Raw genomic sequence first — 20,088 nt, forward strand, 5'->3', positions numbered from 1 at the left:
ACAGGAAGTCCGAGGAAAGGAGAGGTGACCTCGGCATGCCCGGACACAGGACAACGGGGTTCTGCGCGTCGGCCGCCGCACTGGCACTGTGCGTCATGCTGGCAGGCTGCTCAGGATCCGGGGAGACCGCCGGCGGCGGCAAGGTCGTGCTGCGCTACACGTGGTGGGGCAACCCCGACCGTGCGGCACGCACCGAGCAGGCCGTCGCGCTGTTCGAGAAACAGCACCCGAACGTCGACGTCACGACGTCGTTCTCCGGCTACGACGCCTACAAGCAGAAGCTCGCCACCCAGGCCGCCGGCGGTGACGCCCCGGACGTGATGCAGCTGGACTACCGCCAGATCGACCAGTACGCCTCCGGCGGAGTGCTGCTCGACCTGGCGCAGCAGAAGTCCGTCCTGCGCACCTCCGAGATCGACCAGGGCCTGCTCGCCACCGGCCGCGTGGACGACATCCAGTACGCCATCCCGCAAGGCCGCGGCACCGAGACCGTCGTCCACGACGTCACGACCTGGAAGAAGTCGGGAGTCCCGCTCCCCGGCGAGAGCTGGACCTGGAGCCAGTGGGCCGACGCCATGCGCGCCCTCGCCAAGAAGACCGGCAGGCCCGGGGCCACCGACCCCGGCCAGAGCGAGGACGCCTTCGAGGTCTGGCTGCGCGGCCGGGGCAAGTCCCTCTACACCGAGGACGGCGGGCTCGGCTTCACCGCCGGGGACCTGACCCGCTGGTGGACCTTCACCGACAAGCTGCGCCGCGAGGGCGCCGTCTCGCCCGCCGAGCAGACCACCCAGCTCGACGGCTCCGTGGAGAACACCCCGCTCGGCCGGGGCAAGGCGACCGCCGACACCAACTGGGACGCCCCGTCCAGCGGTTACCTCGCGCTCGTCCCGAGCGGAGTCGCCCTCGCCCCCATGCCGTCCGGCGAGGACGGCACCCCCGGCCAGTACTTCAAGCCGTCCATGTTCCTCGGCGTCTCGGCCAACACCGGCCACCCCAAGGAGGCGGCCCAGCTCGTCGACTTCATGATCAACGACCGGGAGGCCGCGAAGATCCTCGGCGCCGGCCGCGGCATCCCCGTCAACGAGACCATCCGCGACGAGATCGGCCCGGAGCTCAAGGACTTCGACAAGACCATCGCCGACTTCCAGGCATCCCTCGACGGCAAGCTCAAGGACCCGCCCCAGGCCCCGCCCTCGGGTGACAACGCCCTGCAGACCACCTTCCAGCGCGACTACGACCAGGTGTCCTACGCGCGCATGTCGCCCCGCGAGGCGGCCGAGAACTACGTCACCGAGGCGAAGGCGGAGCTGAGGTCATGACCACCACCGCGATCCCCCCGGAGGCGAAGCACGCCCCCGCCACCGCCCCGAAGCGCCGCCCCAAACGCGAACGCGAGGGCGCCGCCTGGGTGTTCCTGTCCCCGTGGGTGCTCGGCGCGACCGTCCTGACGCTGCTGCCGATGGCCGTCTCGCTGTACCTGTCGTTCACCGACTACGACCTGTTCAACCCGCCGCAGTGGGTCGGCCTGCGCAACTACACGCAGATGTTCACCGAGGACCCGCGCTACTGGCGCTCGGTCCTGACGACCCTGACGTACGTCGTCATCGCCGTGCCCCTGCAACTCGCGCTCGCCCTCGTCGTCGCGCTCGCCCTGAAGGGCATGAAACGTGGCAAGGGCTTCTACCGCTCCGCCTTCTACGCGCCCTCGCTGCTCGGCGCGTCGATGTCCATCGCCCTGGTCTGGCGGGCGGTCTTCAACGACGGCGGCACGGTCGACAACCTGCTCGGCACCGGCGGCTGGGTCAACAAGCCCGGCTTCTCGCTGCTGGCCGTCGCGCTGCTGACGGTGTGGCAGTTCGGCGCCCCGATGGTCATCTTCCTCGCCGGGCTCCAGCAGATCCCCGCCGAGCTGTACGAGGCGGCGGCGGTGGACGGGGCCGGGAAGTGGCGGCAGTTCCTGTCGGTCACCGTGCCGATGCTGTCCCCGGTGCTGTTCTTCAACCTGGTCCTGCAGACCATCCAGGCCTTCCAGGTGTTCACGCCCGCCTTCGCGGTCAGCGGCGGCAAGGGCGGGCCCGCCGACTCGACTCTCGTCTACACCATGTACCTCTACGACCGGGGCTTCGTCGCCTCCCACATGGGCTACGCCTCCGCCATGGCCTGGGTGCTGCTCGTCGTGATCGGCGTCGTCACGGCGGTGCTGTTCCGCACCTCCCGCTCCTGGGTCTTCTACGCCTCCGAGGGGGACCGATGACCTCGACTGCCCTTTCCCACAAGCCCGTTCGCTGGGGCCGTGTCGCCGTGCACCTCGGCTGCCTGGCCGCGCTGCTGGTCATGCTGTACCCGCTGGCCTGGCTGCTGGCCACCTCGCTCAAGCCCGCCGACGAGGTCATCGCGAGCCTGAACCTGCTGCCCGGTCACCTGGAGTGGTCGAACTACTCCACCGCCCTGGACGGCGTCAACGACGTCTCCATCTGGCGGCTGCTCTCCAACTCCCTGCTGATCGCGGGCGGCGCCGTCCTCGGCAACGTCCTCAGCTGCTCGCTCGCCGCCTACGCCTTCGCGCGCCTGAGGTTCCGCTTCCGCGGGCCGCTGTTCGCCTTCATGATCGCCACGATCATGCTGCCGCACCACGCGGTGCTGATCCCGCAGTACATCATCTTCAACCAGCTCGGCCTGGTGAACACCTACTGGCCTTTGATCCTGCCGAAGTTCCTCGCCACCGAGGCGTTCTTCGTCTTCCTCATCGTGCAGTTCATGCGCGGACTGCCGCGCGAACTGGAGGAGGCCGCCCGGATCGACGGCTGCGGGCCCTTCCGCAGCTTCTTCCAGGTGGTACTGCCGCTCACCCGCCCGGCCCTGATCACCACGGCCATCTTCACCTTCATCTGGACCTGGAACGACTTCTTCACCCAGCTCATCTACCTCTTCGACCCGGACAAGTTCACACTGACCCTCGCGCTGCGCTCCTTCGTGGACGCCTCCAGCACCTCCGCGTTCGGCCCGATGTTCGCGCTGTCGGTGATCGCGCTGCTGCCGATCGTGCTGTTCTTCCTCGCCTTCCAGCGGTTCCTGGTGGAGGGCATGGCCAGCTCCGGAGTCAAGGGATGAGCGGGGTGCGGACCCGTGAGCCCGGCGAGGTGTTCGGACCGCGCACGGCCCTCTTCGCCGACGTGCTCAGTGTCGGCCTCGCCACGGCGGCGGCCTGTCTCCCGCTGCTCACCGCACCGGCCGCGCTGTCGACGGCCTGCGCCGTACTGCGTGGCGCGGGACAGGACCGGCCCGTCACGGCGGGGCGGTACGTCGCCCTGCTGCGACGGCGGCTCAGGGCCGGTGACCTGCTGGCGGGCTTCGTCGCCCTGGCGGGCCTGCTGCTCCTCGCGGCCGATCTGGCGCTGGCCGGGGCGGGGCTGCCGGGGGCGCGGCTGTTCGCGGTGGCCGCCGCCGCCATCGGCGCCGGCGCGCTGGTGATCGGCCTGCGAGCTTGCGCACGCCCCGAGTCACTCACCGACTGGCGCGCGGCGGTGCGCGGGGCGGCCCGGGACGCCGTGGCGGACGTGGGCGGCAGCGGGCTGGTCCTGCTGGCCGTGGCGACGGCCGCGCTGTGCGCCTGGATGCTGCTGCCCCTGGCCTTCCTGGCCCCGGGGCCGCTGGCCATGGCGCTCACGGCCGTAGATGTGCGCCGGTCGGCTGTGGTTCTCCTGGAACGTTCCTGAGATCAGGGGCCGTTGAGGCGCGTCCATGGCCCATGGCGCCTCAACGGCTCGCAGCGCACGGATGGGCTCCGGCGCCTCAAAGGTCTCCGGCGCCTCAACGGTCTCAGGCCGTCCGGGATCTCCGGAACCTCAACGGTCTCCGCCCGTCCAGGATCTCCGGAACCTCAACGGCCGATGGAACCGATGCTGATCCGCGGCCACGACCGAGCCGCCGTCAGCAGGGCCTGGGTCCGTGCCGAGGGAGTGGCCGCCGCCGCGGCCAGTGCCGCCGCGGCGCTGGCGATGCCGAGGACCGCGCCGGCGGCCACGTCGCCCGGGTAGTGCACGCCCGTGTGGATACGGGAGTAGCCGACGGCGCTCGCCAGCGCCCCGAGCGGCACCGCGGCGGGCGGCAGGACCACACCGACGGCGGTGGCGAACGCGACCGCCGACGCGGTGTGCCCGGACGGGAACGAGGCCGACGTGGGCATCCGGACATGCCGGTCCACCGTCACCCGGGCCGCCTCCCGGTCCGGCCGGGCCCGGCGCACCAAGCGCTTGCCGAGCAGGTTGGCGGAGGCCGACGCCACGGCGATCGCCCCGACGCCGACGACCGCGGCCCGGCGCGGACGCTTCCCGGCCAGCGCCAGGGCGGCGGCGATGCCGAACGAGATCTTGGAGTGGTCCGCCGCGTGGGACAGATGGCGCAGCGTCCGGTCGAGGGTGGGCGTGGGGGTGGCGGCCACGGCCGCGTAGAGGGCGCCGTCCACGGCCCTGAGATCGCCGAGTGCGGCGGCCAGGAGCCGGCCGGGTCCGCTCGCGGGCTTCCCTTCGCTCGGCAGCGGACGGGGGGCGTCCGCGTCTGTGATCGTCGGATCGGTCATGTTGCTTCTCCCCGCAGTGGCCTTTCCCCAGCAAGGTACCGGCTCACGCCGGGCGCACGCTCGGCGCCCCCGCGGGCCGGTACCCGCCGAGTGCCCACGCGGCGGACGGCCATCCGTGAGCCGGCCCCGGCACCGCCGCCCGGGCGACCTGCTGAACTTGCGGCATGACGTCACCGCTCCACCGGGCCCTGCGCGCACTCGACCGCTTCCACTCCGCCCGCCCTTGGGACCACAACGCCCACTTCCATCGCTGGATCCTGCGGCAACTCCCCGCGCGTGCGGGAAACGCCCTGGACGTGGGGTGCGGCAGCGGTGACCTCGCCCGGCTGCTGGCCGGCCGGGCCGAACAGGTGCACGGGATCGACGCCGACCCGGCGATCACGGCCCGGGCGCGGGAGCTGACCCCGGCGGCGGTCCCGGTGACCTACGCGGTGGCCGACGCGCCGGCCGGGCTTTCCGACGGGCCGTACGACGTCATCACCTGCGTCGCCGTGCTCCACCACCTGCCGTTCGCGGAGACGCTCAAGGCCTTCCGTGAGCGTCTGGCCCCCGGCGGCACGCTGGTCGTCGTCGGGGTCTCCCGGGAACGGACCCCCGTCGACCACGTCCTCGGCATCGCGTCGATCCCGCTCAACATCGTCATGGCCCTGGTCAAGAACCGCGGCCGCCGGGCAGCACGCCCGGCCTCGATGACCGCCCCCACGAGACCGGCGGACATGACCTTCCCCGAGATCCTCCGCGAGGCCCGTGCCGTCCTGCCCGGTGCCCGTCTGCGCCGCCGCCTGTTCTGGCGCTGCACGCTGGTGTGGCACCACCGCTGACCCGCGTGCTCAGCCGGCGGCTCGGAAGGTGCGCAGCCGTAGCGAGTTGCCGACGACGAAGACCGAGGAGAAGGCCATCGCAGCCCCGGCGATCATCGGCGTGAGCAGTCCGGCCGCGGCCAGCGGCAGGGCCGCCACGTTGTAGGCGAAGGCCCAGAACAGGTTCGAGCGGATGGTGCCGAGGGTGCGGCGGGAGAGGCGGATGGCGTCCGCCGCGGCCCGCAGGTCGCCCCGCACGAGGGTCAGGTCCCCGGCCTCGATCGCGGCATCCGTGCCGGTGCCCATGGCCAGCCCCAGATCGGCCTGGGCGAGGGCCGCCGCGTCGTTGACACCGTCACCGACCATCGCCACCGAACGGCCCTCGGCCTGAAGCCGCTTGACGACATCGACCTTGTCCTGCGGGAGTACCTCGGCGACGACGTCCTCCGTGGCGATACCGACCTCGCGGGCGACGGACCTGGCCACCGCCTCGTTGTCGCCGGTCAGCAGGACGGGGGTGAGCCCGAGGGCACGCAGCCGTTCGACCGCCTCCGCGCTGGTCTCCTTCACCGCGTCGGCGACCTCCAGCACCGCACGCGCCTCGCCGTCCCAGGCGACCGCGATGGCGGTGCGTCCGGCTTTCTCGGCCACCGCCCTGGCCTCGGTCAGGCTCTCCGGCAGCTCCATCGACCAGTCGGCCAGCAGCCGCTCCCGCCCGACGAGCACGGCGTGGCCCTCGACGACGCCCTGCACGCCGAGTCCGGGCACATTGGCGAAGTCCTCCGGCGTGGGCAGCGCGCCGCCCAGCCGCTCCAGCGCCCCGTCGGCGACGGCACGGGCGATCGGGTGCTCGGAGGAGTGCTCCAGGGCCCCGGCCAGCCGCAGCACCTCGGCCTCGTCGGTGCCGTCGGCGGTGTGCACGGCCAGCAGGGTCATCCGGCCCGTGGTGACGGTGCCGGTCTTGTCGAGGACGACGGTGTCGACCCGGCGCGTCGACTCCAGCACCTCCGGGCCCTTGATGAGGATGCCGAGCTGGGCGCCCCGCCCGGTGCCGACCATCAGCGCGGTCGGCGTGGCCAGACCGAGGGCGCACGGGCAGGCGATGACCAGGACGGCGACCGCGGCCGTGAAGGCGGCCGTCAGACCGACGCCGTTGCCCAGCCAGAAGCCCAGCGTGCCCAGCGCGAGGGCGATCACGACCGGCACGAACACGGCGGAGATCCGGTCCGCGAGCCGCTGCGCCGCGGCCTTGCCGTTCTGCGCGTCCTCCACCAGCCGGGCCATGCGTGCCAGTTGCGTGTCGGAGCCGACCCGGGTGGCGCGTACGACGAGCCGCCCGCCGACGTTGAGCGTGGCGCCCGTGACCGGGTCGCCGATGCCGACCTCCACCGGTACGGACTCGCCGGTGAGCATCGAGGCGTCCACGGCGGAGGAGCCCTCGACGACCGTCCCGTCCGTGGCGATCTTCTCGCCGGGCCGGACCAGGAAGCGGTCACCGACCCTCAACTCCGCTACCGGAACGGTCTGTTCGCGGCCCTCGTCCCGCAGCACGGTGACGTCCTTCGCGCCCAGCTCCAGCAGCGCCCGCAGCGCCGCTCCCGCCGTGCGCTTCGCACGGGCCTCGAAGTACCGCCCGGCCAGCAGGAAGGCCGTCACGCCCGCGGCGGCCTCCAGGTAGATGTTCCCCGCGCCGTCCGTGCGCTCGATGGTCAGCTCGAAGGGGTGCGTCATGCCCGGCGTGCCCGCGGTGCCGAGGAACAGCGCCCACAGCGACCACAGGAACGCGGCCGAGGTACCCACCGAGATCAGCGTGTCCATGGTGGCCGCACCGTGCCGGGCGTTGGTGAACGCCGCCTTGTGGAAGGGCCAGGCCGCATAGGTCACGACGGGCGCGGCCAGGGTGAGCGACAGCCACTGCCAGTACGCGAACTGCAGCGCCGGGATCATGGCCATGGCCACGACGGGGACCGCCAGCACCACGGCCGTGACCAGCCGCTCGCGCAGCGGACGGAGCTCGTCGGTCTCCTCGGGCTCGGTGGGGCGCTCGGGCGGCGCCGGCTCGTGAGCGGTGTACCCGGTGGCCTCGACGGTGGCGATCAGATCCCCGACCGAGACGTCACCGGAGTGGCTGACCTTCGCCTTCTCGGTGGCGTAGTTGACGGTGGCGGTGACCCCGTCCATGCGGTTGAGCTTCTTCTCGACGCGCGCCGCGCAGGAGGCACAGGTCATGCCTCCGATGACGAGTTCGACTTCGGTGTCGGTGCCGATCGTTCCGGTGGTCATGCTCCCTGTATACCCCCTAGGGGTATCATCGGCAAGTGCGGCGACAGCTTGACTGGGTACCCCCTAGGGGTATGGTGAAGTGCATGGAGGCCCCGCATCCGAGCGCGAGCCCCGGCAGCCGAAGGAGCCGACGGCCATGAACACCGGACTGAAGATCACCACCTTCGCCGCCGCCCTGGCCGCCACGTTCGGCACGGCCTACGGCGTCGGACAGGGCATCGACCCCGTCGTCGCCGAAGCCCCGCCGCAACACGAGGAGGACGAGCACACCCGGCCCGCACCGGAGCCGGAGGAGGGCGGCGGCCACGCCGGACGAGGAACACCCCCGGCCGGCGGACTCCAGATCTCCGAGGGCGGCTACACCCTCGACCTCGAGACCCCGCGCGTCACCGCCGGACAGCGGGCCGACCTGCGCTTCACCGTCCGGGACGGCGGCGGCCGGGCCGTCACCGCCTACCAGCGCGAACACGACAAGGAACTCCACCTCATCGTGGCCTCACGCGACCTGGTCACCTACCGCCACCTGCACCCCACCCGCGCCGCCGACGGCACCTGGAGCATCCCCGTCGACCTGCCCCGCGCGGGCGGCTACCGCGTCTTCGCCGACTTCACCCCGGCGAAGAAGAACGCCCGGAACCTCACCCTCGGCGCGGACCTCGCCGCCTCCGGCCCGTACCAGCCGCAGAAACTCCCCGCACCGGGCACCACGGCCGAGACCAACGGCTACGACGTCGAGCTGGCCGGCGCCCTGCGCCCGGGCAAGGCGAGCGAACTGAAACTGAAGGTCTCCCGGGCCGGCCGGCCCGTCACCGACCTCCAGCCCTACCTCGGCGCCTACGGCCACCTGGTCGCCCTGCGCTCCGGAGACCTCGCCTACCTGCACGTCCACCCGAACGGCGAACCCGGCGACGGAAAGACCCGGCCCGGCCCGGACGTCTCGTTCACGGCCACGGCACCCAGCACCGGCTCCTACCGCCTGTTCCTCGACTTCAAGCACGACGGAAAGGTCCACACGGCGGCGTTCACGGTCCGGGCAGGCGGAGCCCCGTCCGACAGGCCGGGTACCCCTGAGGGGCATGCAGGCGACGGTCACGGGCACTGACCCTCAGCCGAGCGCCCGGTCCAGGTTGAAGGCCGCGCTGATCAGCGCCAGATGGGTGAACGCCTGCGGGAAGTTGCCCTGCTGCTCCCCGGTGTGGCTGATCTCCTCGGCGTACAGGCCGAGATGGTTGGCGTACGTCAGCATCTTCTCGAACGCGAGGCGGGCCTCGTCGATCCGGCCGGCGTGCACCATGGCCTCGACGTACCAGAACGAGCAGATGGAGAACGTGCCCTCGTCGCCGCGCACCCCGTCAGGGCTGGACTCCGGGTCGTAGCGGTAGACCAGCGAGTCCGACACCAGCTCCTCGGTGAGGACGTCCAGCGTCGACAGCCACTTGGGATCCGTCGGGGCGATGAACTTCGTCAGCGGCATCATCAGCACGGCCGCGTCCAGCACATCGCCGTCCTCATGCTGGACGAAGGCCCGGCGCTCCTCGGACCAGCCCCGGCTCATGATCCGCCGGTAGATGGTGTCGCGGCACTCCCGCCAGCGCGGCAGATCGGCGGGCAGTCCGCGCCGGGTGGCCATCCGGATGGCCCGCTCGATCGCCACCCAGCACATCAGCCGCGAGTACAGGAAGTTCTTGCGGCCGCCCCGGGTCTCCCAGACCCCCTCGTCGGGCTGGTCCCAGTGCGCGCACACCCAGTCCACCAGCGCGGTCACATCGTCCCACTGGCCGCTGGAGATGGGTTTGGCCCACTTGTCGTAGAGGTAGATGGAGTCGATCAGCGCGCCGTAGATGTCGAGCTGGAGCTGGTCGGCCGCCGCGTTGCCGACCCGTACCGGTGCGGAGCCCTCGTGGCCCTCCAGATGGTCGAGGGTGCGTTCGGGCAGGTCGGCACGCCCGTCGATGCCGTACATGATCTGCAGCGGGCCGGAGTGCTTGCCGTCGCCCGGGCTGATGTGCCGGGTCACGAAGTCCATGAACGCCTCGGCCTCGCCGGTGAAGCCCAGCCGCAGCAGGGCGTAGACGCAAAACGCCGCGTCGCGCACCCACACGTACCGGTAGTCCCAGTTGCGTTCGCCGCCGAGCCGCTCGGGCAGGCTCGTCGTCGGCGCGGCCACGATCGCCCCGGTCGGCGCGTACGTCAGCAGCTTCAGCGTCAGCGCCGAGCGGTGCACCATCTCCCGCCAGCGGCCGCGGTACCGCGACGACGCCAGCCAGGTCCGCCAGTACGTCACCGTCGCCGCGAGCTGCTCCTCCGCCTCCGTACGCGCACACCGCCGGGGCGACACCTCGCCCCCGACCTTGTCCAGCGCGAACACCGCCGACTCGCCCTCGCCGAGCTTGAAGTCCCCGCGCACGTCAAGGCCGTCCACCTCCAGCGGCACGGTCGCGGTCAGCGCGAGCGCCATCCCGTCGGCTTCGAAGAGCGCCGACTCACCGTTCAGCCGGACGGTGTGCGGCCGGGTGCCGTAGTCGAAGCGGGGAGCGACACGGGTACGGAACGGGACCGAGCCGCGGACGCACACCACCCGCCGGATCAGCCGGTGCCGCTCGGCCTCGGCCGGCTCGCCGTCCACCGGCATGAAGTCCTGCACCTCGCCGACCCCGTCCTCGGTGAAGAACCGGGTCATCAGGACATTGGTGTCGGGGAAGTAGAACTGCTTGGTCCGCGCCGGCACGGTCGCCGCCAGTTCGAAGCAGCCGCCGCGCTCCGCGTCCAGGATCGAGGCGAACACACTGGGCGCGTCGAAGGCCGGGCAGCAGTACCAGTCGATCGTGCCGTCCGTCCCCACCAGGGCCACACTGCGCAGATCACCGATCAGCCCGTGCTCGGCGATCGGCAGATACCGCCGCCCGTCCGCTGTTCTCGGCATGGCAGCCTCCCTGCCCCGCTGAGCGCCTGGATTTCAGCTTAGGCCCGCCGAGGGGAAGCGGCCGGGTGTCACACCGTGACGACCCGCAGCCCGGCCTCCTCGAAGCGGCGCAGCGTCTCCGCGTCGGCCGCCGTGTCCGTCACCAGCGTGTCCACGGCCTCGGCCGCGCAGATCCGGGCGAAGGCCCGCTGCCCCAGCTTGCTGGAGTCGGCGGCCACGACCACGCGCTCCGCCCGCTCGCACAGCAGCCGGTTGATCGCGGCCTCCGCCTCGTCGTGCGCCGCCGCCCCGTGCGTGACGTCGAAGGCGACCACGCCGAGCACCGCCACATCGACGGTGATCTGCCCGAGCACCCCGTCCGCGAGCGGCCCGACCAGCTCGTACGACTGGGCCCGGGCCACCCCGCCGGTCAGCACGATCTTGAACTGGGGCCGGACGGCCAGCTCGTTGGCGATGTTCAGCGCGTTCGTCACGATGGTGAGAGCGGGCGACCCGGACGTCAGGTCACCGCGCACGGCCAGGGCCCGCGCCACCTCGGTGGTGGTCGTCCCGCCGGTCAGTCCCACCGCCTCGCCGGGGGCGACCAGATCCGCCACCGCCTTCGCGATGCGCTGCTTCTCGGAGGCGTGCCGGGCCGACTTGTAGCGCAGCGGCAGCTCGTACGACACACCGTGCACGACCGCGCCGCCCCGGGTCCGCACCAGCATCTGCTGCTCGGCCAGCCCGTCGAAGTCACGGCGGATCGTCGCGGCCGACACCCCGAGCTCCCCGGCCGCCTCTTCGACGTCCAGCCGGCCGCGCTCCACGAGCAGGTCCAGCAGCGCCTTCCAGCGGGCGTCGCGCGACATCCGCACCTCCACGTCTCGATCTCCGGGCGACCCTAGCGCACCCGATCTCCCCCGATGCTTGATGTTGCTCGAAAGGTGGCGATATCTTGCAGGAACAATCAGAGCGGAGTGTGTGGCATGACGCATGTCGAGGACGAGCTGATCAGCCAGCCCGAGTGCTGGACCCGCGCCGCGTCGGAGGCGGCGGGGTACGCGGAGGTGTTGCCGGCGACGGGGGAGCGGGTCGCGATCGTCGGCTGCGGCACCTCGTGCTTCATGGCGCAGGCCGCCGCGGCCCTGCGCGAGGACGCCGGCCAGGGCGAGACCGACGCGTTCGCCGCCTCGGAGTTCCCCTACGGCAGGGCCTACGACCGGGTCGTCGCCCTCACCCGCTCCGGCACCACGACCGAAGTCCTGGACCTGCTGGGCCGGTTGAAGGGCCGCACCCGCACGACCGCGATCACCGCCGACCCGGACACGCCCGTGAAGTCGGCGGCCGACGAGCTCGCGGTGCTCGACTTCGCCGACGAACGCTCCGTCGTGCAGACCCGGTTCGCGACCACCGCCCTCACCCTGCTCCGCGCCCATCTGGGACTCCACCCCGACGAGGCTGTCACCGACGCGCGCACGGCCCTGGCGGAGCCCCTGCCCGAAGGCCTGGTGGAATGCGCCCAGTTCGCCTTCCTCGGGCGCGGCTGGACCGTCGGCCTGGCCAACGAGGCCGGACTGAAGATGCGCGAGGCGTCGCTGTCCTGGGCCGAGGCCTACCCGGCGATGGAGTACCGGCACGGGCCCATCAGCGTCACCACCAGCGGTACCGCGACCTGGATGTTCGGGGACGCGCCGGACGGCCTCGCCGAACAGGTGCGCGGCACGGGCGCGTTGTGGATCGCCGGAGCCCTGGACCCGCTCGCCGAACTCGTCCGCGCCCAGCGGCTCGCCGTCGCGGTCGCCGCCTCACGCGGCCTCGACCCGGACAGCCCCCGCCATCTCACCCGCTCGGTCATCCTCACCCACTGACCTCGGTGACCCTCGTCCACTGACCCCGGAGGCACCGTGCCCCTCACCACCACCGGCGAGCTCGTCACCCGCGCCGTCGCCGCCCGCTCGGCCGTCGCCTCGTTCAACGTCATCACGCTGGAACACGTCGAGGCCGTCATCGCGGGCGCCGAGTCCGTACACGCCCCCGTCGTGCTCCAGGTCAGCGAGAACGCGGTCAAGTTCCGCGGCGGTCGGCTGCTCCCGCTCGCCCGCGCTGCCGTCGCCGAGGCCGAACGCGCAGCCGTCCCGGTCGCGTTGCACCTCGACCACGTACAGAGCGACGCCCTGCTGTACCAGGCGGCGGAGGCCGGCTTCAGCTCCGTGATGTACGACGCGGCCCGGCTGCCCTACGCCCAGAACCTCGCCACGACCCGGGCAGCCGTCGACTGGGCGCACGCGCAAGGCCTCTGGATCGAGGCCGAGTTGGGGCAGATCGGCGGCAAGAACGGCAGGCCCCCGCTGGACGCGCACGCCCCCGGCGCCCGCACCGACCCCGACGAGGCCCGGGCCTTCGTCGCCGACTCGGGCGTGGACGCCCTGGCCGTCGCCATCGGCAGCACCCACGCCATGACCACCCGCACCGCGACCCTCGACCACGCCCTCCTCAAACGCCTCTCGGCCGCCCTGGACGTCCCGCTCGTCCTGCACGGCTCCTCCGGCGTCCCCGACGACGAACTCACCGCGGCCGTCGCGGGCGGCATCGCCAAGGTCAACATCGGCACCGCCCTGAACATCGCGCTCACCGGCGCCATCCGGGACTTCCTCGCCGAGCGCCCCGACGCCGTCGACCCGCGCGGCTACCTCACGGTGGCGCGAGAGGCGATGACACGGGCGGTGGCCAGAGCCCTGCGGACCCTAGAGCCCTGCGGACCGTAGAGCCCTGCGGACCCTAAGGCCCTAGGCCCGGCTACCGCTTGACGGCCTTCAGCACCACGAACTTCGAGTCACTGGCCACCAGTCGGCTGTTGCCGAAGATCCGCCGCAGCGTGACGTGGTAGCCCAGATGCCGGTTGCCGATCACCCACAGCTCGCCGCCCGGCCGCAGCGCGCGCCGCGCCCCGGTGAACATCCGCCGGGCCGTGGCGTCCGTCGTCGCCTGGTGGGAGTGGAACGGCGGGTTGTTGAGGACCAGGTCGACACTGCCCGACGGCACCCCGTCCAGCCCGTCGCCCACCCGGAACTCGGCGTGCCCCGGCACCCCGTTCGCCTTGTACGTCGCCTCCGCCGAGGCCACCGCCTGGAACGACTCGTCCACGAACAGCACCTCGGCCTCCGGGTCGGCCAGCGCCACCGCCGTACCGACCACGCCGTTGCCGCATCCCAGGTCCACCACCCGTCGACCCCCGCTGCCCGGCAGATGCCCGAGGAAGAACCGGGTGCCGATGTCGAGCCGGTCGGCGCAGAAGACACCCGCGTGGTTGACGACGGTGCCTCCCGCGGCCGGGCCGATGCCGTCCGGCAGCGTGTAGACGTACGGCCATGGACTCGCGGGCCGCTCCAGCGCGGGATCCGGCGTGCAGAAGATCAGCCGCGCCTTCTTCTCGGCGAGCGAGGTGCGGGTCGGGCCGAGGATCCGCTCGAACAACTGCAGCGTCGAGGTGTGGATCTCCTTCACCATCCCCGTGCCCACGACCACGGTCCCCGCGTGCACCGCCGGCGCCAGCCGCAGCAACTGGTCCTCCAGCAGCGCCAGGCTCTTCGGCACCCGCACCAGCAGGACGTCGACGCGGTCGGGCGGCGGATCCTGCGTGGTGAGCAGCCCGACCGCGCCGGGCTCCACGCCGTGCCGCGCGAGGTTCGCCCGGGTCGCCTCCTGCGTCAGATGGGAATCCGTGATCTGCGTCGGCCCGTGCTCCGCGAGCGCCGTCACCAGCGCGCCCCACCGGTCCCCGACGGCCACGACCGTGCCCGACAGCGGGACCCGTTCCTGCGCCAGATGCCTCAGCAGGTACTCGTCGGAAGCGTCCCAGGCACGCAGCCTGTCCCGCGGATCCTCGGGGAAGCGGGTCAGCGCGAACTCGCCCCACGGTGTCGTCATACGGTCGTTCATCGTGCGTCAAGGCTAGCCGAGCCGCAGCTCAGGCCGTGTCGGGCAGGATGGGAAGCATGGACGGCGAGCTGTTCCCCAGGGCCCGGACGCAGGTGGCACCCGGCGCGGTGCACCTGCCGGACTGGCTGGACGCCGAACACCAGCGCGCGCTGCTCGACGCCTGCCGCGCATGGGCCCGCCCACCCGCCGGACTGCGCACGGTCCGCACCCCCGGCGGCGGCACGATGACCGCCCGGCAGGTGTGCCTCGGCTGGCACTGGTACCCGTACGCCTACGCCCGCACGGTGGCCGACGGCGAGGGCACCCCGGTCAAGCCGTTCCCCGAGTGGCTCGGAGACCTGGGCCGCCGAGCGGTCCGGGACGCCCTGGGCACCCCGATACCGGCTCCCTACGACATCGCACTGATCAACTTCTACGACGGCGACGCCCGCATGGGCATGCACCGCGACGGCGACGAGAAGTCCGACGCCCCGGTGGTGTCGCTGAGCCTCGGCGACACCTGCGTCTTCCGCTTCGGCAACACCGAGACCCGCACCCGGCCCTACACCGACGTCGAGTTGCGCAGCGGCGACCTGTTCGTCTTCGGCGGCCCCTCCCGGCTCGCCTACCACGGCGTTCCCCGGGTACACGGGGGCACGGCACCGCCCGGTCTCGGTCTGACCGGACGGCTCAACATCACGCTCCGGGTCAGCGGCCTGTAGGCCGCCGGTCCGGCGGATCATGGGAGACTCGCCCTCATGAGCGGGAAGGCGGACCCCCGGCAGGCGGGGGACGGGAGCACCTCGAGGACGCGGCTGGACCGGGGGCGCGCGGCGCTCGGACCCGCGCTGGAACTCGTCCACACCGGACGCGCGCCGACCCGGGCCGTCCTCACCGCCGAGCTGGGAGTGACCCGGGCGACGGCCGGCGCGGTCGCCGCCGAACTGGAGGCGCTCGGGCTGATCCGCGTCGACGCCCGCCCGGGCGCCGCGGCCGGCTCGCAGGGCAGGCCCTCGCACAAGCTGTCCGTCGCCGACGAGGGGCCCGTCGCGCTCGCCGCGCAGGTGCACGCCGACGGATTCCGGGCGGCACTGGTCGGGCTGGGCGGCCGCATCGTCGCCACCGCGCCCGGCTGCGAGGTCGTCGACGAGGACCCGGCGAAGGTGCTCGCCTCCGTCGTCACGGCGGGCGCCGAACTGCTGCGCGAGACGGGACGCCGATGCGTGGGTGCCGGACTCGCCGTCCCCTCCGCGGTCGCCGAACCCGAGGGCCTCGCCCTCAACCCCCTCCACCTGGCCTGGCCCGCGGGCGCGCCCGTCCGCGACATCTTCGCCGAACAGGTGCGCGCGGCCGGCATCGACGGACCCGCCTTCGCCGCGAACGACGTCAACCTCGCCGCGATCGCCGAGCACCGGCACGGCGCCGGCCGGGGCGCCCGCGACCTGCTGTGCGTGGCCACCGGCCACCGGGGCGTCGGCGGCGCGCTCGTCCTCGACGGCCGCCTCCACAGGGGCAGTTCGGGCCTGGCCCTGGAGGTCGGACACCTCACCGTGCACCCCGTGGGCCGCCCCTGCCACTGCGGCAGCCGCGGCTGCCTCGACGTCGAGACCGACCCCCTGGCCTTCCTCACGGCGGCGGACCGCGCCCCCGGCCCCGAGGTCTCCCTGCTCCAGCAGTCCATCGACCTCGTCCGCCACCACTACGACGACCCGGGCGTACGCACCGCCACCGAAACCCTCATCGACCGCCTCGGCCTCGGCCTCGCCGGCCTGGTCAACATCCTCAACCCCGACCGCATCATCCTCGGCGGCCTCCACCGCACCCTCCTGGACGCCGACCCCGACCGCCTCCGCGCCGTCGTGGCCGACCGCAGCCTCTGGGGTCAGAGCGGCGGCGTCCCCATCCTCCCGTGCACCCTCGACCACAACAGCCTGGTCGGCGCGGCGGAACTGGCGTGGCAGCCGGTACTGGACGATCCGCTGGGGGCGTTGGCCTAGAGGGCACGCCCCATAGGAGTGCCCGCGCCGCTCCCGGGCAGGCGAGCCCCGAGCGGGCAGGCTGGTTCGCAGGCAGTACGCCCGCCGCACCGCACCACCGAGGAAGTAGACGCGCAATGACCGACAAGCTCACCGTGAGCGTCCTGGGCACCGGCATCATGGGCGCCGCCATGGCCCATAACCTCGCCCGGGCCGGACACACCGTCCGCGCCTGGAACCGCACGCGTGCCAAGGCCGAGCCGCTGGCCGCCGAGGGCGTGCACATCGACGACACCCCAGCGCAGGCGGTCCAGGACACCGATGTCGTCCTGACCATGCTCTACGACGGTCCGGCCGCCCTGGAGACGATGCGCGAGGCCGCGCCGGCCCTGCGTCCCGGCACCGCCTGGGTGCAGTCCACCACCGCCGGTATCGAGGGCATCGCCGACCTGGCCGCCTTCGCCAGCGAGCACGGCCTGGTCTTCTACGACGCGCCCGTCCTGGGCACCCGTCAGCCCGCCGAGGCCGGGCAGCTGACCGTGCTCGCCGCCGGGCCCGCCGAAGGGCGGGACCGGGTGACGCCGGTCTTCGACGCCGTCGGCGCCCGCACCGTGTGGACCGGCGAGGACGGGGCGGCGGGCGGGGCCACCCGGCTGAAGCTCGTCGCCAACAGCTGGGTCCTCGCCGTCACGGCCGCCGCCGGCGAGGCCCTGGCACTGGCCAAGGCCCTCGACGTCGACCCGCACGGTTTCTTCGACCTCGTCGCCGGTGGCCCGCTCGACATGGGCTATCTGCGCGCCAAGTCCGAGCTGGTCCTCGACGACCGGCTCACACCGCCCCAGTTCTCGGTGACCACCGCCGCCAAGGACGCCCGCCTGATCGTCAAGGCCGGTACCGACAACGGCGTCCGCCTGGACGTCGCCGAGGCGGCCGCCACCCGCATGGAGCGCGCCGCCGCCCAGGGCCACGCCGACGAGGACATGGTCGCCGCCTACTTCGCCAGCTTCGACGAGAAGCCCAACTCCTAGGAGGTCCCCGCATGTCCAAGCCGCCGCTGCCGCCCGAGGCCGACGCCCTGCTGAGCCGGCCCAACCCGTGCGTCATGGCCACGTTGCGCTCCGACGGCACTCCCGTCTCCACCGCCACCTGGTACCTGTGGCAGGACGGCCGTGTCCTGATCAATCTCGACGAGGGCCGCGTACGCCTGAAGCACCTGCGCCGCGACCCGCGCGTCACCCTCACCGTCCTCGCCGACGACAACTGGTACACCCATGTCACCCTCATCGGCCGGGTCACCGAGATGTACGACGACGAGGGCCTGGCCGACATCGACCGCCTCGCCGGGCACTACATCGGCAAGCCCTACCCGGACCGCGTACGCCCCCGGGTCAGCGCCTGGATCGAGGTCGACCGCTGGCACGGCTGGGGCGAGCTGAAGGACAGCGACCAGGCCGGAGGCTGATCCCGCCGACCACTCCGGTCAGGGCCACTCCACCGCGAACGCCCGGCCCGGGTTCTCCGTGAGGATGCGCCCCACCAGCTCCTCGCCCACGGCGTGGACCAGCCGGGGCCGCACCCGGCGCAGCAGATACGGCATCCCGGGGCCGCCGCCCACCGAGCGGGCGGCGGCCGTGGTGGTGTCCGCGCCCAGCAGCACCCGGTCGCCGAACCCGGCGTCGGCGAGGGCCCGTACGGCGTCCGGCATCCGCCAGTCCGTGGCGTGATGGGCGAGTGACGGCCCGTCGAAGGCCAGATAGCAGCCGGACTCCGCCGCCTGCCGGTGCGCCACGAGGTCGGGGGACCGGTTGAGATGCCCGAGCACCACCCGGTGCGGCGGCACCCCCAACTCCCCGCACAGCAGGTCCAGTACGTCGAGCGCGCCCGTGCCCTGCTCCAGGTGCACGGCGATGGCCGCCCCCGTCGCGTGATGCGCCTCGGCCGCCGCCTCCATCGTCCAGCGGGCGTGCGCGTCCAGGGCGTGGAACCCGCCCGCGACCTTGACGAGCCCGGCCCGCACCCCCGACACCCCTATGCCCTGGGTGAGTTCGGAGACGAAGACATCGGCGAGCCGCCCCCGCAGCCCGGTGAGTGTGTCCTCGTCGTAGTGCACGGCCTGATGCAGACCGGTCGCCGCCACCACGTGCACACCGGTCTCCCGGGACAGCGGCGGCAGATCGGCGGCCCTTCGCCCGAGCCCGTACGGCGTCCACTGCACCACGGCCCCGCCGCCCTGCTCCCGGAACGCGGCCAGCTCGGCCCGCGCCGCCACCACGCTGCGCAGCTCCTGGCCGGGCAGCCGGGGACTGCCGAAGAACAGATGGTCGTGGGCGTCGCACACGCCCAGGTCCGCAGGGCCTACGTCCCCCAGCACCGTGCGTATCGCGCTCACCACTGGCGCCCCCGGGGCAGCCGCTCCCGGCCGGGCGCCGACAGATGCAGCACCTCGAACACCTCACCGTCGGCCTTGGGCGTGTCGTGCTCCCAGAGCGAGAAGTGCACCAGCTCCCACCGGCTCGTGTCGACGGCGGCAGCCGCGAGCAGGGCCCCGTCTTCCTTCGCCAGCCGCTCGGCCTCGCTCACCGCCTCCGCCACGACATCGGCCAACAGCCCTCCATCGGGGCCCGGTCGGCGATGCCGCACCGCGAACCGCGCCCGAGACCCGCCCCCTTCCTCGTACGTGAGCCCCGTCCACTGCCGCACGGACGGCCGCCCGAAGTCGTCACCGAGCCGCTGGAAACCCCCGCCCCACAGAAAGGAGTTCATGCCTTCCACGGTGTTCCACAGATAGAACGGCGCGTACTGATTGACCGGCGAGCCACGCAGGCCGCGCTCGCGCATCAGATAGGCCTTGAGGCCCAGCCCGTCCCAGTCGTCGAGCAGCCGCCCCACCCGGGCGACCCGGTCGCGGATGACGCCCATGTCGTAGTCGGCGGGCAAGGTGAGTTCGTACTGCATGGCGTGCACGGAATCCTCCTCAGGCGGGACGGGATGCCAGCAGCGAGAGCAACCCCCGCACCCCCGCGTCAAAAGCGGCGGGGGATCCGGACGCACGGGCCAGGACATAACCGCCCTGGACCGTGGCCACGACCGCCGCCGCGATCTCCGCCCCGTCCAGCGAGGCCGAGAACTGGCCCTGCTCCTTGCCTTCCTCGACGATCCCGGCGATGCGCCCCCGGATCCAGTCCAGGGTCTCCTCGACCGGGGCCCGCAGTTCGTCGCTCGCGATCACATCCGGGTCCATGGTCAGCCGGCCGATCGGACACCCCCGCAGCACATCCCGCTCGCGCCGCAGATACGCCTCGACACGCTCGTACGGCGTTCCGGGGCCGTCGAGCACTCCCTCGGCCGTAGCCCGCATCTCCTCGGCCGTCCGCCGGATCGCGGCCAGCGCGAGATCGGGCTTGCCCTTGAAGTGGTGGTACATACTGCCCTGCCCGGCGTCCGCGCGCTCCAGGATCGCCTTGGGGCTCGTGCCCACATAGCCGCGCTCCCACAGCAGCTCACGGGTGGACTCGATCAGCCGTTCCGGGGTGTTCATGCCCTCTACTGTACATACCAGTAGTTACAGACGTCGAGGCCTGCTACTCGACGCCTACTCCCCACGAAGTACGCAGACTGCCGCTGGCCGTA

20 protein-coding genes are annotated in these 20,088 nt (G+C 72.5%); 12 read left to right on the forward strand and 8 right to left on the reverse strand.

Annotation, left to right across the window (positions count from 1 at the left end):
* Positions 1–35 precede the first annotated feature (35 nt).
* The 4 genes from NNW99_RS35820 to NNW99_RS35835 are packed head-to-tail and all read left to right on the forward strand — an operon-like array spanning position 36 to position 3,716.
* Positions 36–1,319 (forward strand): ABC transporter substrate-binding protein, encoded by a 1,284-nt coding sequence (locus NNW99_RS35820; protein WP_215123325.1) that lies wholly within the window; start codon positions 36–38, stop codon positions 1,317–1,319.
* The gene (locus NNW99_RS35825) at positions 1,316–2,254 is read left to right on the forward strand and encodes a carbohydrate ABC transporter permease (protein WP_215123326.1); all 939 of its coding nucleotides are present in this window, start codon (positions 1,316–1,318) and stop codon (positions 2,252–2,254) included. Before NNW99_RS35820 ends, NNW99_RS35825 begins: the two co-directional genes overlap by 4 nt.
* Positions 2,251–3,111 (forward strand): carbohydrate ABC transporter permease, encoded by an 861-nt coding sequence (locus NNW99_RS35830; protein ID WP_215123327.1) that lies wholly within the window; start codon positions 2,251–2,253, stop codon positions 3,109–3,111. The genes NNW99_RS35825 and NNW99_RS35830 overlap by 4 nt, the downstream gene beginning before the upstream one ends.
* A complete protein-coding gene (locus NNW99_RS35835) occupies positions 3,108–3,716 on the forward strand; it encodes a hypothetical protein (RefSeq protein ID WP_215123328.1) in 609 nt (202 codons plus the stop codon). Before NNW99_RS35830 ends, NNW99_RS35835 begins: the two co-directional genes overlap by 4 nt.
* Positions 3,717–3,880: 164 nt before the next feature.
* Here the strand turns inward: NNW99_RS35835 and NNW99_RS35840 are convergent, their stop codons facing one another.
* The gene (locus tag NNW99_RS35840) at positions 3,881–4,579 is read right to left on the reverse strand and encodes a phosphatase PAP2 family protein (RefSeq protein WP_215123329.1); all 699 of its coding nucleotides are present in this window, start codon (positions 4,577–4,579) and stop codon (positions 3,881–3,883) included.
* Between the two features lie 164 nt (positions 4,580–4,743).
* On the opposite strand from NNW99_RS35840, the gene NNW99_RS35845 reads away from it, so the two are divergent.
* Positions 4,744–5,400 carry a bifunctional 2-polyprenyl-6-hydroxyphenol methylase/3-demethylubiquinol 3-O-methyltransferase UbiG gene (locus NNW99_RS35845; RefSeq protein ID WP_215123330.1) on the forward strand — a complete coding sequence of 219 codons (657 nt, stop codon included), beginning with the start codon at positions 4,744–4,746 and terminating at the stop codon, positions 5,398–5,400.
* Between the two features lie 9 nt (positions 5,401–5,409).
* Here NNW99_RS35845 and NNW99_RS35850 read toward each other — a convergent pair whose 3' ends face one another.
* The gene (locus NNW99_RS35850; protein ID WP_215123331.1) at positions 5,410–7,662 is read right to left on the reverse strand and encodes a cation-translocating P-type ATPase; all 2,253 of its coding nucleotides are present in this window, start codon (positions 7,660–7,662) and stop codon (positions 5,410–5,412) included.
* A gap of 136 nt (positions 7,663–7,798) precedes the next feature.
* On the opposite strand from NNW99_RS35850, the gene NNW99_RS35855 reads away from it, so the two are divergent.
* Positions 7,799–8,764 carry a hypothetical protein gene (locus NNW99_RS35855; protein ID WP_215123332.1) on the forward strand — a complete coding sequence of 322 codons (966 nt, stop codon included), beginning with the start codon at positions 7,799–7,801 and terminating at the stop codon, positions 8,762–8,764.
* Between the two features lie 3 nt (positions 8,765–8,767).
* Here the strand turns inward: NNW99_RS35855 and NNW99_RS35860 are convergent, their stop codons facing one another.
* Together NNW99_RS35860 and NNW99_RS35865 are read right to left on the reverse strand one after the other, a co-directional pair.
* A complete protein-coding gene (locus NNW99_RS35860) occupies positions 8,768–10,585 on the reverse strand; it encodes a glycoside hydrolase family 15 protein (RefSeq protein WP_215123334.1) in 1,818 nt (605 codons plus the stop codon).
* A gap of 68 nt (positions 10,586–10,653) precedes the next feature.
* The gene (locus tag NNW99_RS35865; RefSeq protein WP_215123335.1) at positions 10,654–11,433 is read right to left on the reverse strand and encodes a DeoR/GlpR family DNA-binding transcription regulator; all 780 of its coding nucleotides are present in this window, start codon (positions 11,431–11,433) and stop codon (positions 10,654–10,656) included.
* Positions 11,434–11,550: 117 nt separating this feature from the next.
* Between NNW99_RS35865 and NNW99_RS35870 the strand changes: the two genes are divergently transcribed.
* A complete protein-coding gene (locus NNW99_RS35870) occupies positions 11,551–12,432 on the forward strand; it encodes an SIS domain-containing protein (RefSeq protein ID WP_215123336.1) in 882 nt (293 codons plus the stop codon).
* A 36-nt stretch (positions 12,433–12,468) separates the two neighbouring features.
* Complete coding sequence (locus tag NNW99_RS35875) at positions 12,469–13,329, forward strand: class II fructose-bisphosphate aldolase (RefSeq protein WP_215123338.1); 861 nt, start codon at positions 12,469–12,471, stop codon at positions 13,327–13,329.
* A 31-nt stretch (positions 13,330–13,360) separates the two neighbouring features.
* Here NNW99_RS35875 and NNW99_RS35880 read toward each other — a convergent pair whose 3' ends face one another.
* Positions 13,361–14,491, reverse strand: coding sequence for a methyltransferase (locus tag NNW99_RS35880; protein WP_215124573.1), 1,131 nt, complete (start codon positions 14,489–14,491; stop codon positions 13,361–13,363).
* A 68-nt stretch (positions 14,492–14,559) separates the two neighbouring features.
* On the opposite strand from NNW99_RS35880, the gene NNW99_RS35885 reads away from it, so the two are divergent.
* From NNW99_RS35885 to NNW99_RS35900, 4 genes are all read left to right on the forward strand, one after another.
* Positions 14,560–15,204 (forward strand): alpha-ketoglutarate-dependent dioxygenase AlkB, encoded by a 645-nt coding sequence (locus tag NNW99_RS35885; protein ID WP_215123339.1) that lies wholly within the window; start codon positions 14,560–14,562, stop codon positions 15,202–15,204.
* 36 nt (positions 15,205–15,240) lie between these two features.
* Positions 15,241–16,479: an ROK family protein gene (locus tag NNW99_RS35890; protein WP_215123340.1), complete on the forward strand. Its 1,239-nt coding sequence runs from the start codon at positions 15,241–15,243 to the stop codon at positions 16,477–16,479.
* Between the two features lie 116 nt (positions 16,480–16,595).
* A complete protein-coding gene (locus NNW99_RS35895) occupies positions 16,596–17,486 on the forward strand; it encodes an NAD(P)-dependent oxidoreductase (protein WP_215123341.1) in 891 nt (296 codons plus the stop codon).
* 11 nt (positions 17,487–17,497) lie between these two features.
* Entirely contained in the window at positions 17,498–17,920 is a 423-nt protein-coding gene (locus NNW99_RS35900; protein ID WP_215123342.1) for a PPOX class F420-dependent oxidoreductase, read from the forward strand.
* 18 nt (positions 17,921–17,938) lie between these two features.
* On the opposite strand, the gene NNW99_RS35905 is transcribed toward NNW99_RS35900, so the two are convergent.
* From NNW99_RS35905 to NNW99_RS35915, 3 genes are read right to left on the reverse strand one after another with little or no spacing between them, the layout of a single operon-like run.
* A complete protein-coding gene (locus NNW99_RS35905; protein WP_215123343.1) occupies positions 17,939–18,847 on the reverse strand; it encodes a phosphotriesterase in 909 nt (302 codons plus the stop codon).
* Complete coding sequence (locus NNW99_RS35910) at positions 18,844–19,422, reverse strand: DUF4865 family protein (RefSeq protein WP_215123344.1); 579 nt, start codon at positions 19,420–19,422, stop codon at positions 18,844–18,846. Before NNW99_RS35910 ends, NNW99_RS35905 begins: the two co-directional genes overlap by 4 nt.
* Before the next feature lie 10 nt (positions 19,423–19,432).
* Positions 19,433–19,996 carry a TetR/AcrR family transcriptional regulator gene (locus NNW99_RS35915; protein ID WP_215123345.1) on the reverse strand — a complete coding sequence of 188 codons (564 nt, stop codon included), beginning with the start codon at positions 19,994–19,996 and terminating at the stop codon, positions 19,433–19,435.
* Positions 19,997–20,088 lie beyond the last annotated feature (92 nt).

This window comes from Streptomyces sp. CRCS-T-1, assembly GCF_024442335.1.
Classification (GTDB): Bacteria; Actinomycetota; Actinomycetes; order Streptomycetales; family Streptomycetaceae; genus Streptomyces; species Streptomyces koelreuteriae.